The 12,859-nt window shown below is 72.5% G+C and carries 13 protein-coding genes; 5 read left to right on the top strand and 8 right to left on the bottom strand.

Going from position 1 to position 12,859, the window contains the following annotated elements; genetic code table 11:
- Positions 1-59: 59 nt before the first annotated feature.
- The gene (locus ACFRCG_RS37940) at positions 60-728 is read right to left on the bottom strand and encodes an O-methyltransferase (RefSeq protein ID WP_380040088.1); all 669 of its coding nucleotides are present in this window, start codon (positions 726-728) and stop codon (positions 60-62) included.
- 207 nt (positions 729-935) lie between these two features.
- On the opposite strand from ACFRCG_RS37940, the gene ACFRCG_RS37935 reads away from it, so the two are divergent.
- Positions 936-1,283 (top strand): hypothetical protein, encoded by a 348-nt coding sequence (locus tag ACFRCG_RS37935; protein ID WP_380040086.1) that lies wholly within the window; start codon positions 936-938, stop codon positions 1,281-1,283.
- A 53-nt stretch (positions 1,284-1,336) separates the two neighbouring features.
- Here ACFRCG_RS37935 and ACFRCG_RS37930 read toward each other — a convergent pair whose 3' ends face one another.
- Positions 1,337-2,467 (bottom strand): FAD-dependent oxidoreductase, encoded by a 1,131-nt coding sequence (locus ACFRCG_RS37930; RefSeq protein ID WP_380040084.1) that lies wholly within the window; start codon positions 2,465-2,467, stop codon positions 1,337-1,339.
- Positions 2,468-2,615: 148 nt separating this feature from the next.
- Here ACFRCG_RS37930 and ACFRCG_RS37925 point away from each other — a divergent pair, with 148 nt between their 5' ends.
- Positions 2,616-3,218, top strand: coding sequence for a TetR/AcrR family transcriptional regulator (locus ACFRCG_RS37925; protein WP_380040082.1), 603 nt, complete (start codon positions 2,616-2,618; stop codon positions 3,216-3,218).
- Positions 3,219-3,382: 164 nt separating this feature from the next.
- On the opposite strand, the gene ACFRCG_RS37920 is transcribed toward ACFRCG_RS37925, so the two are convergent.
- Positions 3,383-3,823, bottom strand: coding sequence for a PPOX class F420-dependent oxidoreductase (locus ACFRCG_RS37920; RefSeq protein ID WP_380002414.1), 441 nt, complete (start codon positions 3,821-3,823; stop codon positions 3,383-3,385).
- Between the two features lie 321 nt (positions 3,824-4,144).
- Between ACFRCG_RS37920 and ACFRCG_RS37915 the strand changes: the two genes are divergently transcribed.
- Positions 4,145-4,564 carry a molybdopterin-binding protein gene (locus ACFRCG_RS37915; protein WP_380040080.1) on the top strand — a complete coding sequence of 140 codons (420 nt, stop codon included), beginning with the start codon at positions 4,145-4,147 and terminating at the stop codon, positions 4,562-4,564.
- A 58-nt stretch (positions 4,565-4,622) separates the two neighbouring features.
- Here ACFRCG_RS37915 and ACFRCG_RS37910 read toward each other — a convergent pair whose 3' ends face one another.
- Positions 4,623-6,167 (bottom strand): ABC transporter substrate-binding protein, encoded by a 1,545-nt coding sequence (locus tag ACFRCG_RS37910; RefSeq protein WP_380040078.1) that lies wholly within the window; start codon positions 6,165-6,167, stop codon positions 4,623-4,625.
- A 574-nt stretch (positions 6,168-6,741) separates the two neighbouring features.
- Here ACFRCG_RS37910 and ACFRCG_RS37905 point away from each other — a divergent pair.
- The gene (locus ACFRCG_RS37905; protein WP_380040076.1) at positions 6,742-7,254 is read left to right on the top strand and encodes a DUF6328 family protein; all 513 of its coding nucleotides are present in this window, start codon (positions 6,742-6,744) and stop codon (positions 7,252-7,254) included.
- A gap of 59 nt (positions 7,255-7,313) precedes the next feature.
- Here ACFRCG_RS37905 and ACFRCG_RS37900 read toward each other — a convergent pair whose 3' ends face one another.
- Positions 7,314-8,555, bottom strand: coding sequence for an MFS transporter (locus ACFRCG_RS37900; protein ID WP_380040072.1), 1,242 nt, complete (start codon positions 8,553-8,555; stop codon positions 7,314-7,316).
- Complete coding sequence (locus ACFRCG_RS37895; protein ID WP_380040070.1) at positions 8,552-9,091, bottom strand: ArsR/SmtB family transcription factor; 540 nt, start codon at positions 9,089-9,091, stop codon at positions 8,552-8,554. The genes ACFRCG_RS37900 and ACFRCG_RS37895 overlap by 4 nt, the downstream gene beginning before the upstream one ends.
- 240 nt (positions 9,092-9,331) lie before the next feature.
- On the opposite strand from ACFRCG_RS37895, the gene ACFRCG_RS37890 reads away from it, so the two are divergent.
- Entirely contained in the window at positions 9,332-10,768 is a 1,437-nt protein-coding gene (locus ACFRCG_RS37890) for an MFS transporter (protein WP_380040068.1), read from the top strand.
- Between the two features lie 19 nt (positions 10,769-10,787).
- On the opposite strand, the gene ACFRCG_RS37885 is transcribed toward ACFRCG_RS37890, so the two are convergent.
- Positions 10,788-12,506, bottom strand: a complete 1,719-nt coding sequence (locus ACFRCG_RS37885) for a glycoside hydrolase family 3 protein (protein WP_380040066.1) — start codon at positions 12,504-12,506, stop codon at positions 10,788-10,790.
- A complete protein-coding gene (locus ACFRCG_RS37880) occupies positions 12,440-12,781 on the bottom strand; it encodes a hypothetical protein (RefSeq protein WP_380040092.1) in 342 nt (113 codons plus the stop codon). Before ACFRCG_RS37880 ends, ACFRCG_RS37885 begins: the two co-directional genes overlap by 67 nt.
- Positions 12,782-12,859 lie beyond the last annotated feature (78 nt).

Genomic DNA, 12,859 nt, shown 5'->3' with positions numbered 1-12,859 from the left:
GGTGTAGCGCGTCGGCGCGGGGGGCGGCCACCAACGGGCCCACCGCGCCGACGCCGTGCTCAGCCCGTGATCACGGCGAGCGCGAACCCGTCCCACCCCTTGTCGCCGACCGTCTGCACGGCGGTCGCGTCGAGGCGGGGCTCCTTGGCGAGCAGTTCGAGCGTCGTACGCACACCCTGGGCACGCACGCCGCCCGCCGCCGGGTCGAGGACGGCGCCGCCCAGCACGACGTTGTCCAGGACGAGCACCGCGCCGACCCGGGCCAGCCGCAGGGACCACTCGAGGTAGTGCGGGTAGTTGTCCTTGTCGGCGTCGATGAACACCAGGTCGAACGGCTCACCGCCCTCGGCGTCCAGGACGGGCAGCGTCTCCAGGGCCGGCCCGACCCGGACCTCCACCCGATCGGCCAGGCCCGCCCGCGCGATGTTCGCCCGGGCCACCTCGGCGTGGTGCGGCGAATACTCGAGCGTGACCAGCCGGCCGTCCTCGGGCAGCGCCCGCGCGAGATGGATGGTGCTGTACCCGCCGAGCGTGCCGATCTCCAGGATGCGCCGGGCCCCCCGGATCCGGGCCAGGAGATGCAGGAACCGGCCCTGATGCGCGGTGACCGCGATCGGCGGCAGACCCGCCGCGTCGCTCTCCCGCTGTGCGGCCCGCAACACCTCGTCGTCGGCGCCGAGCAGATCGGTGAAGTATCCGTCCACGGCGCTCCATTGCTGCTGTGACACGAAGCAATTCCTCTCCTCGACCAAGCACGGAACACCCGTGGCCCTCCGACGATGCCGGCCGGATCCCACCCGGCACAGCCCGAGCCCCGAGCCTGATAGGTGGTCTCTGAAGTTAGAGGGTGTCACGAACATTCTTGACCCTGCGCTCTCACGAGCGTTATAACTTATAACGAAAGGCAAGCCTGCTAAGTCAACGAGGGGAACGTCATGTCAGCCACCTCCGTCTCGCCCGCGACCATCGACCGGCGCATCCCGCGGGCGGTCACCGTCTCCGCCTGGCTGGTCCCCGTCATGGTCCTGGCCCAATTCGCCCTGATCGCCGTCGTTCCGGTCGCCATCGCCTTGATCGGCGCGCTCACCCGGGTCGCCGACCGGTCGGTGCGCGCGGCGGCCGCGCTTGTGGCGGTGGCCTTCGCCGTCCCGCTCACGGTCTGGCTCGTGCGCCCCGACGGCGCCCAGAGCCTGTCCAAGGACATCCATCCCGTATTCGTGGCCCTGCTCGTCGCCGCCTCCGCGGCTCTCGTCGCCGCCATCCACCGCCCCCGCCGGCGCTGAGGCGGCCTGCGGCTCCGCGCGAGTCCGGCCACCCCGGCGACCGGGTCGCCCGCTCAGGGCCGGTCGTCGTCGGAGTCGTCGGTGGACAGCAGGCCCGCTGCGGCGCCGTCGAGGGCCTCGGCCATCGCGGTGGAGCGGGGGAGCATGGTCTTCTCGTACACCCGGATCGCGTCGGCGACGCCGGCGGCACTCGCGAGCGCGAGGGCGAGTTCGGTGGCATCGAGCATGGCGAGGTTGACGCCGACGCCCAGCGGAGGCATGAGGTGGGCGGCATCGCCCAGCAGGGTCACCGTCGGGTGGTGCGCCCAGGTGTGCGGGACCGGGAGCGCGAACAGCGGCCGGTCCACGTAGCGTCCGTCGTTGTCGGTGAGCATGCGCCGCAGGCTCGGCGACCAGTCGGCGTACTCGTCGAGGAGCAGCGCGCGGATGCCCTCGGTGTCCTCGATGGTGCGCCCGCTCGCGGCGATCCAGTCGACCGGGACCCGGCGGACGAGGTGGACGCGGATGTGGTCGCCGCTGTTGCGTTGGGCGAACATGGCGCGTTCGCCGTCGGCCGCGGCGGCGCTGCCCGGGCCGACCAGGGCGGCGATCTCGGGGTGGCGCCGCTCGACATCGCGGAAGTGGGCCTCCAGGAAACCCATTCCGGTGTAGCCGGGCACGGCGGGCGAGACCGCGGGGCGCACCCGGGAGAAGGCGCCGTCGGCGCCGATGACCAGATCGGCCTCGACGGTCGTCCCGTCCGCGAAGCGCAACAGCCGGGGCCCGTCGGCGGGTCCGTCGATCGTGTCGAGCGCCCGGCCCCAGCGCACGGTGCCCGGGTGCAGGGACTCCAGGAGCAGCGCGCGCAGGTGGCCGCGGTCGATCTCCGGTTTGAAGAGTTCGTCGGCGGCCGGGACGTGATGGAAGACGATCCGCCCGCTCGGGTCCAGCTTCCGCGTCTCCTGCCCCTCCGGACGGGCCCGGGCGAAGAACTCGTCGAGCAGACCGGCCTCGCGCAGCGCGATCTGGCCGTTGTCGGCGTGCAGGTCCAGGCTGCCGCCCTGGTCGCGTGCGTCGGGGCCCGGGTCGCGGTCGTGGACGGTGACCGGGATGCCGTGCCGCTGGAGGATGCGCGCGCAGGTCAGGCCGCCGGGTCCGGCGCCGATGACGCTGATCCGGGCGTGGGCGGGTGCGGGGGAGTTCATGGGGGTTCCTTTCGTCGGCGGAGAGGGCTGTCGGCCGAACGGGCACGGAGGCTGGGGGCTCACCCGCTGCCCTCACGAAAGCAAACTAAGTTCGAAAGTGCAATGAGTCAACTTAATCATCGATGCAACCATCGGATACACTCAACCCATGACCGTTCCTCCCGCCGGCCGCCGCGAACGCAAGAAGGCGGCCACTCGGCAAACGATCGCCGACGCCGCACTGGAGCTGTTCCTGGAGCACGGCTACGACCGGGTGAGCATCCGGGACATCGCCGACGCGGCCGATGTGTCCACGACCACGGTGTTCAAGCACTTCAGCGGCAAGGAGGCGCTGGTGTTCGACCAAGAGGAGGACCGGGAGGCGCACTTGGTCGCCTCGGTGCGGGGGCGGCCCGCCGGCCGGGGCATCCTCGACGCCCTCCGGCGGCACGTCCGGGAGAACTTCCTGGCCGTCGCGACCCATCCGCAGGCCGCCGGGTTCGGTCACCTCGTGGACTCCACGCCGGCGCTGCGCGCGTACGCGGAACGTATGTGGACCCGGCATACCGACGCCCTCGGCGCGGCCATCGCCGACGAACTCGGCGTGGACCACGACGACATCGCGTGTCTGGCGCTGGCCCGGTTCGTACTGGAGATCCCGACCCTGGCGCGCGGCCGGCAGGATCCCGCGGCCACCGTCGACGCGGTCTTCGACATCCTCGCCCACGGCTGGCCGCCGCCGGGCAACCCGCCTGCTCCCCAAGGGAGTTAGCTCTCCCGGAGCGCGCGTGGTCGGCGGCGCGCGTGGCTCGCGCGGACAAAGGTGGGATGCCGCCGTTCGGGCTCGGCCGGTCCGATCCATCCGTACCTCGGCGGTCCCTGTCCCGAACGCGGGAGACAGGGGCCGCCGGGTGTGCCGGCCCGGGAACGGGTCGGCTACTCCGACACGTTCCGGCTGCCGCCCGCCTGGTCGTTGTCCTTGAGCGTGCCCCAGCCGTGCCAGCGGTCGATCCGGATCCAGGCGCTGACCCGGGCCCGTTCCCGCTGCGGGTAGGGCTGCCCGCCGTAGTGCCGGGACAACCGGTCGATGTCGGCCAGGTCCTTGTCGTCGCGGATGTCCTCGACGGTGCCGACGATGCTCAGGTGCGTGTACCAGTTGCCCTCGTCGAGCACGGTGAGCGAGACGCGGGGGTCGTTGCGGAGATGGTCGAGCCGCTTTCGGCCCTCGTCCAGGTTGATCAGGATGCGGCCGTCGTCCCACAGGTACCAGGTCGCGGTGGAGACGGGTTGGCCGTCGGGTCGGAGCGTGGTCATCACGGCCGGGTTGGGCTTTTGCAGCATCGCGATGGCCTGTTCGGGCAGCGGCGGCTTCGACATGAGTCCTCCTCGTCGCGGGTCCGGCCGCGGTGGGAATCGCGGCGACGTCGCCGCACCGGACCGCACCGAAACACTACCTCCGACCCGGTTCCCGGCCGGGCGCGCCGGGGGCCGCGACGCCTACGCGTCCACGCGGAGCCGGTCGCGATGACGCGTGGCCGCGAGGCGGGCGTCGGGCGTAGGCCGGCCGGACCGTCCTTGGGGTGGTATTCGCGGCACGCTCCTCGTGTCTGCCCCCGGCCGGTGTTTCGTCCCGTTTAGGGTGATGGTCGCGTGTTCGGAAGATCGGCTTCCGGCGATCAGGGATCCAGGTGTGTCCGCATGTCGCTCAGCATCCGCAACCAGTTCCCGGGCACCACGGTCTCGGTGACCGCCGGTGAGGTGATGGCCGCCGTCAAGGTCCGGCTCGGCTCCGGTCGCGAACTCACCGCCGCCGTCACCGTCGACGCGGTGCGCGACCTCGGACTGGCCGAAGGCGGCGCCGTCCTGGCCCTGATCAAGTCCACCGAGGTCTCGCTCGCCACCGGCGGCGTCGACGGGCTCAGCATCCGCAACCGGATCCCCGGCACGGTCGTCGAGGTCGTCTTCGGCGGTGCGACGGCCGGGGTCAAGGTCGCCGTCGCGGACGGCGAACTGACCGCCGTCGTCACCGCCGAAGCCGCGAGGGAGTTGGGCCTGACGGCGGGTACGCCGGTGACCGCCCTGCTCAAGTCGACCGAGGTCGCGCTCGCCACCGCCTGACCCGAACCGGCGCGGCGGCGCGGCGGTCACCGCGAGTCCGCCGCGCCCGCGTGATCGGTCAGCGCGCGGCGCGGCGCAGCGTCGTGGGCAGGAAACCGCCGCCGTCGACCTCGAACGCGTAACCCCGGGTGAAGTAGGGGACGTTGCTGTCCATGAAGGTGATCACGTCGATCCGCTTCATCAACTCCTCTTCCGCCGCGGTCCATTCGGCGCAGCCCGAGGTGTCCGGCTTGGCCATCGCGAGCGCCGTCAGGCGCTGGTACTCCGGGTTCTGCACGGACCCGAAGTTGAGGCCCTCGGGCGGCTTGGTCCCGGAGAAGAACGGGAGCATCTGGTCGGGCGTGCTCAGCGACAGCGGCGCCCACGCCACGTCCCACTGGCCGGCCATCAGCGTGGACACCTTCGTCGCGGGCGTGGTCGGTCGGGGGTCGACCTTCACGCCGAACGACTTCCACTGCTTGACCGCCAACTCGGCCGCCGCGACGACCTGGGTGCCCGACAGGCCCGGATAGGGCACCGCGATGGACAGTTGCCGGCCGTCCTTGGTCCAGTACCCACCCGACTTGCGCCACCCCGCCGTGCGCAACAGCTCGGCGGCGCCGTCCACATCGTGGGCCGGGAGGTTGGCGGTGACCGAGTCGGTCGGACAGGGCGGGGACATCGCGGTGCCCAGCCGGGTCGGCCGCACCCCCTTGCCGCCGGTGGCGACCGCGCCCAGCTGCCGCAGGTCGATCGCCGTGACCAGCGCCCGGCGCACCCGCGGATCGGCGGTGACCCGGTTCGGGTCCTCGTTGAACAACAACTGGCCGAGCGGGTCCTGCATGGCCGTGGACTTGATCCCGGCCGCCGTCAGCCGGGACCGGTCGGGGCCGACGACCGTGGTGACGTCCAACTGGCCGCCCAGGAGCAGATTGGTCCGGGTGGACTCGTTGCCGATCACCTTGAAGACCACCCGGTCCGGGGTGCGGGCGTTGTCCACGCCGTCCGGGCCCCAGGTGTAACCCGGTCGCTTGGTGAAGGTGAAGTGGTCGCCCGGTACGGCCTCGGTCAGCCGGTAGGGCCCGGTGCCGTCCGAGGCATGGTCCAGCTTGGCCTGCGCGCGCAGGCCGGAGGGGCACACCAGTTGCAGCGTCGCGGCGTTGCGCAGCAGGAACGGGGTGGGTTCCGGGGTCTTCAGGGTCAGGGTGCCGGCGGCGTCGTCGGCGGAGGCGGTGAGGCCGGTGGGCACGATCATGCCGAGCATGGGCGATGCGTTGGTCGGCTCGGCGATGTACGCGTACTGCGCCGCGATCGCCGACGGGGTCAACGGCGTACCGTCGTCGCACGTCACGCCGCGCTTGAGGGTGAAGCTCGCGGTGGTCGCGTCGGTCGTCCACGTCTCGGCGACACCGGAGACGACGCGCCCGTCCGGCTGGATGTTGACCAGCCCGTCGTAGGAGAAGCGGTTCAGCATGTACGCGCTCGCGTTCAGCGCGGTGAGCGGATTCAGGCCACCGGGGTCGGCGATGACCCCGACGGTCATCGTGTCGCCGGCACCGGCGTCGCCACCGCCGCCACTGCCGCCGCATCCGGCGGCGAGCAGGCCCAGGACGAGGGTCCCCACGACCCTTCGCGAGACGCGTCTCATCGCGCGCCTTCCGGGAAACACTCGGCAGTCGGGGAAAACTCGGCGCCGGCGTGCCCGGTGCCGCGCACCGCACCCGACTCGGCGGCCGGCGTCCATCGGCGGGCCGCGGGCGGTGTACCCGGCAGTTCGGATCGTCCCGTCACGGGAAACCTCCTCGGAGTGCGGCCTGCGCCGCTGCGGACGATCACGGTAGGCAGTGGCCGGAAACCGGGGGATCGTCGCCGTGCACGAAGAACACCCCCCGATCCTGTGCGAACCACCGACGCCCGGGCCGGCCGCCTCCGGGATTCTCGGCACGAAGCCGGAACGATCCGTTCCGCCGTCGGCCGCGCCCGACGCGTGCGCCACGCCACGCCCCCGTTCCGGCCGACCCCCCGAGTCGGTGCGCGATCGGCCCCGGCGACGAATTCGCTGCCACGACACGGCGGTTGCCAACCGGACCGGCCGACTCGTCGTCGCGCGGCGCGATCGGCCGGCCGGGCCGTGTGCCCTCGCGGTGGTCGGGGAAGTCGTCCCCCACGCGAACGCGAAGACCGACGAAGGGGACACCATGCGCAAGGAGGACGGCCGGAGCGAGAGCGCGGACGAGCGGGCCGACCGAAGGTGGAACGAACTGCTCCAGGAGGTTCGGGTCGTCCAGACCGGGGCACAGGTGTTGTTCGGCTTCCTGTTGAGCGTGGTGTTCACCCCCAAGTTCGCCACGCTGAGCGACTTCGACAACGGCCTGTACGTGGCCGCCGTGGTGCTGGGCGCGGCCTCGATGGGGGTCCTGGTGTCCGTGGTCTCGGTGCATCGCGCCGTCGCGGGACTGGGCCGCAAGCCAGGACTGGTCCATGTGGCCAACCGTCTTGTCCCGCTCGGGGTGGGCCTGTTGGCCTGCACCATCGGCTGCTCGTTGCTGCTGTTGTTGCGGGTGGCAACCGGCCCCGTCACCGCGGCCGTACTCACGTCGGGGGCCGCGCTCTGGTTCCTCGGATGGTGGCTCGTCCTGCCGTTGGTGCTGCGCCTGAGCGAAGCGGGATCCCGGGAAGCGGACGAGGCGGCGGGCGGCCGCGGGGCTTGACCGGCCGGCCCCGCCGCGCGCGGTCCCACGGCACACCCGGCCGCGACTCGACGACGGGATCACACCTCGACGGGGACGGCGGCGCGCAGTGCCGCCTCGACCCGGCGGTTGTCGGTCATGGACGCGGTGACGGCCGTCATCGTCAGGAGGAGGCCGGCGGCGGCGTAGAGCGGGGTGCGGACGTCGTAGGTGGTGGCCAACCACCCACCGAGGAAGGCCCCGAACGGGGCGGCACACATGCCCAGCATGCGGGAGGTCGAGGCCACCCGGCCCATGAGATGGGCGGGCACGATCGCCTGTCGGAGGGAGGGGCCGAGCACCATGGTGGCGCCCATGCCCGCTCCGCAGACGGCGAGCGCCAGGCCGGCGAGGTACGGATTCGGGGCGGCGGCCAGGCCCAGGACGGCAAACCCCTCGACGGCGGCCGTGCAGGTCAGCGCGGTGCCGGTGCCGAGTCGTCGGCCGAGGGACGAGGCGATGCCCGCGCCGAGCAGGCCGCCGGCGGCCTCCGCCGTCAGGAGCAGGCCGAAGCCGTAGGTGTCCATGCCGAGGCGGTCGTGCGCGAACAGGGCGAGCACGGTCTCCACCGCGACGAAGGCGATGTTCCCGATCGCCGGGCGAAGCGCGAGCCCGAGCAGCAGTCGGTCCCGGAAGACGTACGAGGCGCCGGCGCGGGCCTGCCGCAGCAGCGACTCGCGGACCTCCGGCTCGGGTCGGGGCATGGCGGGCAGCGTCCGTACGAGCAGCGCCGAGAGCAGGAACGACACCGCGTCGGTGAGCAGCGGCACCGCTCGCCCGAGCGCGAGCAGCGCACTGCCCGCGGGCGGCCCCACGAAGCCGGACGCGGCGGTCTGGGCGCCGCGCAGGCGGGAGTTGGCGCGCTCCAGGAGCGCGGGGTCGCGGCGGAGCAGGTCCGGCAAATAGGCCGTGGCGGCCGTGTCGAAGAAGAGTGCGCCGAGGCCGAGCAGGAAGGCGACGACCGCGAGCAGCGGAATGCTCAGCACGCCGAGCACGGCCGCCGCTGCGGGTATCGCGAGCAACACCGCGCGCGCCGTGTCCGCGACCCACATCGTGCGCCGGCGGTCCCAGCGGTCCACCAGCGCGCCGCCGAGCACCCCGAAGAGCAGCCACGGCAGCGTCCCCGCGCCCGTGACGACGGCCAGCGCCATCGGATCCCGGGTCAACGTCAACGCGAGCAGCGGCAGGGCGGCATGTGACACCCCGTCACCGAGCGAGGACACCGTCTGCGCGGTCCACAACCGGCCGAACCCGGTCGGCAACTTCCCCCCGTCCGAGGTCACTTGGCGTCCTCCTCGGCCCGCTCGCGCGACGCGGGGCGAAACAGCGCGAAGACGAGCGACACGTCGGGCAGCGACGGATCGGACAACTCCCGGTACTCGTCCGCCAGGGCGTTCAGTCGCGCCCCCAGCTCCGCGAACCGCTCCTCGGTGAGCCGCAGATGCGCCATCCGCACGTGCCGCTCGCCGGCCGCCGGCGACGCCTCCAGGTCCGCCACCGCGTGCCGCATCAGCACATCCGGCCCGCCCTCGCCCGGGTCCGGCAGCACGATCGACCGCGCGGCCATCGCGTAGTAGCGCTCGGTGACCCCCCGCACCTTCCGGGTCCGGACCACCTTCACCAGGCCGGCCCGCTCCAGCAGCCGCACGTGGTAGCTGGAACTGCCCTTCGCGAGGCCGATCCGCTCGGCGATCTGGGTGATCGTCGCCGGCTCGAAGCGGAGCACGGCCATGATCCGGTGACGCGTGAGGTTGGAGACGGCGCGCAACTGCTCGTCGGTGGTGACGTGAAACGTCTCGGGAAGATCATCCGTAGGCATGCGAGTAATGGTCAACGTTTCTTGACCATTGAGCAAGAGGATTTCGTCATCGGGTTTCGAGATCGGCTCCGTGCTGCGACGTCGTGCGGCGTGGTGCGACGTCCGTCACGTGTGCCGGCGTTTCGGGGGAGTTCGTGACAGAACTGATCTGACGGGTCGTCAGGTCAGCTGGCGGCCCCCGGATCCCGGAGTCGCCGCGTGCCGACCGCAGTACCCTCATCCGGCCTTCGTTCCCGTCTGATGGTGCCGACCTTGGCCTTCGGCGGAGTCCTGATGGCCCTCATGCAGACGGTGATCGTGCCGCTGCTGCCCGCGCTTCCCGGCGACACCGGGTCCTCGCCGGGCACGGTGAGTTGGATGCTGACCGCGACGCTGCTCTCCGGCGCGGTGCTCAACCCGGTCCTCGGGCGGGCCGGCGACATGTACGGCAGACGCCGCATCCTGGTCGGCGCGCTCGTGGTGATGACGGTGGGTTCGGCGCTGTGCGCGCTGACCACCGACATCGGCGTACTGATCACCGCGCGGGCGCTCCAGGGCACCGCCGCCGCCGTGGTGCCGCTGGCGACCGGCATCCTGCGCGACGAACTGCCGCCGCACCGGGTCGGCTCGGCGGTCGCGCTGATGAGTTCGACGGTGGGCATCGGGGCGGCGGCCGGACTTCCGCTGGCGTCGATCGTGGTGCGGCACGCGGACTGGCACGTGTTGTTCGGGGTGACCACCGGCCTGGGCGCGCTCGGCGCGGTGCTCTCGTGGTGGGTGCTGCCGCGCTCGTCGGTCCGCACGCCGGGGCGGTTCGACGTGGTCGGCGCGCTGTTGCTGACCACGGGCCTGGTGGGTGTGCTGCTCGCGGTGTCCAAGGGCGGCGACTGGGGGTGGACGAGCCCGGCGGTGCTCGGTGTTGGGGCGGCCGGCGTACTCGTCCTGCCGCTGTGGGGCCGGCATCAGCTGCGGGTGCGCGAACCGCTGGTGGATCTGCGTCTGGCGGCCCGCCGAGCGGTGCTGCTGCCGCATCTGGCGGCGCTGGTGACCGGATTCGCCTTCTACGCCAACTGGCTGGCCACCGTGCAACTGGTCCAGGCGCCCGAGGGCACCGGGTACGGCCTGGGGGCGTCCGCGCTGGTGGCGAGCCTGTGTCTGCTGCCCGGCGGGGTGACGATGGTGGTGATGTCGCCGGTGTCGGCCCGGTTGTCCGCCGCGCGCGGGGCGCGCCTGACGCTGGTGGCGGGGGCGCTGGTGATCGCGGGGGCCTACGTGGTGCGGGTGTTCACCAGTGAGTGGATGTGGACGATCACGGCCGGGGCGACGATGTGTTCGGTCGGGACCGGACTGGTGTACTCGGCGCTGCCGACCCTGGTGATCCAGGCGGTGCCGGCGGCGCAGACGGCGGCGGCGACCGGCCTGAACGTGCTGATGCGCACCATCGGCCAGGCCCTGTGCAGCACGGTGGTCGCCGTCGTGCTGACCACGGTGACCACGACGGTGCCGGCGGGCGCGGGGGACGCGGCGGGCGGCACCTACGCCTCGCTCGACGCGTACCGCATCGTCTTCGCCCTCGCCGCCGCCGCGGCTCTCGCCGCGGCACTCACCGCGGCGGCCATCCCCCGCACCGCCACGCCGCGCTCCGCCGGTCCCGGGACACGCGGCGTCTTGCGTCGCGCGTCCCGAACCCCCTCCTGAGCGCCGGCGTCCCGGCCCGTCACCGGGTCGTATGCGGGTGGCCGCAGCGGAAGAGCGGGTCGCGGGTGTCGAAGGGTACGTCCTCGCGGGAGTCCAGCACGGCCTCCATCGACGACGGCAGGTCGAACGGCAGCGTGCCGGGCGTCGGGGCGCGACCGAAGACCGCGTCCAGGACGAGGTCGTCGTCGGCGCCGAAGTCGGCGAGCAGGGCGGCGGCGAAGTCGGCGAGCGGTGTGAGGATCGCGGCGCGGTCCAGGAAGACGTCGACGGTGGTCGGCACGGTCGCGCAGAGCTTGCGCAGGCGTTCGACCTCGGCGGCGGGGAAGTCGAGGGATCCGGCGTGGAAGTGGCGTTCCAGCAGCCCCTCGCGGACCTCGTACGGGGCGTCGATCCGGACGACGGCCAGGTCCGCGTCCTCGACGCGCTCGACCACCGTGCCGTAGCGCGCGGCGACGTCGGGGTCGATGTTCTCCACGTACAGCCGGCGCCCCGGCGTGTCCGCGAACGGCTCCCCGGTGAGCCGGACCAGGGAGCGCCGCTGTACCCGGCGGCCGAGTTCGACGCGCGCGGGGTGGCCGACCACCCGCGCGGCGGCCTCGGGGTCGACGTACGGGTCGTCGAACAGGCCCAGACGGAACTTGTCGCGCAGGATGCGCCGGGCCGACGCGTCGATCCGCGCCTCGTCGACGGCGCCGGAGCGTACCGCGTCGACGATCAGGTCGGATCGGGTCTCCCCGCCGAACTGGTCCACACCCGCGTGCAGCATCAGCACCGCCTGCTCGGCGAGGGACAGGTGCTCGACGCCCCAGTTGCGCGGCGGCAGCGCGACGAGGCCGGGGATCTCCATGCCGGTGAGCACGTTGAAGTCGCTGCACACCACGCCGTCGAAGCCGTACCGCTCGCGCAGCAGCCCGGTCAGCACGTCGCGGTTGAACGAGGAGCCGACCTCGGCGAGCGCGGTGCCCATCGGGATCGAGTAGCACGTCATCACCTGGGCGGTGCCGACCTCGAAGGCGGCCTCGAAGGGCTTCAAGTGGTAGTCGAGATTGCCGCCCGGGTAGACGGCGCGGGTGCCGTAGGCGAAGTGCGGGTCCTCGCCGCCCTCCTGGGGTCCGCCGCCGGGGAAGTGTTTGGTCATGCAGGCCACGCTGTCCGGGCCCAACCGCTCGCCCTGCATGCCCCGGATGTAGCCGGCCAGGATGCGTGCGGCCCGGTCGGCGTCCTCGCCGAAGGTGCCGCCGGTGCGCGGCTTGCGGGGCTCGGTGGCGAGGTCGGCCATCGGGTGGATCGCGACCCGCACACCCACCGCGCGCAGTTCGGCGGCGATCGCGGCGGCGTACTCCTCGACGAGCGCGGGGTCGTCGGTGGCCGCGAGCCCGATCGGTTCGGGCCCTCGGCTGAACGCGCCGCCGGTGAACGCGGTGGCCGGGTTCTCGGTGAAGCCGTGACGCGGGTCGGAGGCGAGCGTGACGGGGATGCCGAGGCGGGTCGCGGCGGCCAGGTCCTGCACGTGGTTGTTCCACCGGGCCGTCTCGACGGGCGAGGGCATGGTGGTCAACCCGAAGGTATTGACGCCGCGTTCGCCGATCAACTCGGCCCCGGTGGGGACGCGGGCGCCGCTGCCGGGGATCATCCGGCCGCAACACATCAGCCCGGCCTTCTCCTCCAGCGTCATCCGGCCCAGCAGGTCGGCGACCCGCTCGTCGATCGGGAGTCGTGGGTCCTCGTAGGGCTCCATGGTCCCGTTGTGGTTGAGGTCGCGGAAGGGGGTGCCGTCGTGGTGGCGAAGGGTTCGGAGCATGGCGGATCAATCCTCGTACCGGGTGGAGTGGTCGGGGCGGTGCCGTCCGGACTCGGGCCCGTCGCCGAGCGCCCGTCCGGGCTCGGGACGGCGGCGAACAGCGCGGCGGTATACGGATGCGCCGCTGCGGCCGACAGGTCCTGCGTCGGACCCCGTTCGCACACCCGCCCGAGACAGAGCACCGCGACATCGTCGCTCACGGCGCGCACCATGCCCAGGTCGTGTGAGATGAACAACCCGGCGCGCCCGAGGGTTTCGCCGGCCGGTACGTCCGGCCGACCCCGGCCGGC

Origin of the sequence: Embleya sp. NPDC056575 (genome assembly GCF_042793325.1) — a bacterium.
GTDB lineage: Bacteria > Actinomycetota > Actinomycetes > Streptomycetales > Streptomycetaceae > Embleya.
Note: the sequence above shows the minus strand (reverse complement) of the source record. Positions and strands in the feature narration are given on the sequence as shown.

Bases quoted from the DNA above. Each gene is read 5' to 3' on its own strand.
- ACFRCG_RS37935 (WP_380040086.1), top strand. From the start codon at position 936: ATGTCAGCCACCTCCGTCTCGCCCGCGACCATCGACCGGCGCATCCCG.
- ACFRCG_RS37930 (WP_380040084.1), bottom strand. From the start codon at position 2,467: ATGAACTCCCCCGCACCCGCCCACGCCCGGATCAGCGTCATCGGCGCC.
- ACFRCG_RS37925 (WP_380040082.1), top strand. From the start codon at position 2,616: ATGACCGTTCCTCCCGCCGGCCGCCGCGAACGCAAGAAGGCGGCCACT.
- ACFRCG_RS37920 (WP_380002414.1), bottom strand. From the start codon at position 3,823: ATGTCGAAGCCGCCGCTGCCCGAACAGGCCATCGCGATGCTGCAAAAG.
- ACFRCG_RS37915 (WP_380040080.1), top strand. From the start codon at position 4,145: ATGTCGCTCAGCATCCGCAACCAGTTCCCGGGCACCACGGTCTCGGTG.
- ACFRCG_RS37905 (WP_380040076.1), top strand. From the start codon at position 6,742: ATGCGCAAGGAGGACGGCCGGAGCGAGAGCGCGGACGAGCGGGCCGAC.
- ACFRCG_RS37895 (WP_380040070.1), bottom strand. From the start codon at position 9,091: ATGCCTACGGATGATCTTCCCGAGACGTTTCACGTCACCACCGACGAG.
- ACFRCG_RS37890 (WP_380040068.1), top strand. From the start codon at position 9,332: ATGGTGCCGACCTTGGCCTTCGGCGGAGTCCTGATGGCCCTCATGCAG.
- ACFRCG_RS37885 (WP_380040066.1), bottom strand. From the start codon at position 12,506: ATGGAGCCCTACGAGGACCCACGACTCCCGATCGACGAGCGGGTCGCC.
- ACFRCG_RS37880 (WP_380040092.1), bottom strand. From the start codon at position 12,781: ATGGTGCGCGCCGTGAGCGACGATGTCGCGGTGCTCTGTCTCGGGCGG.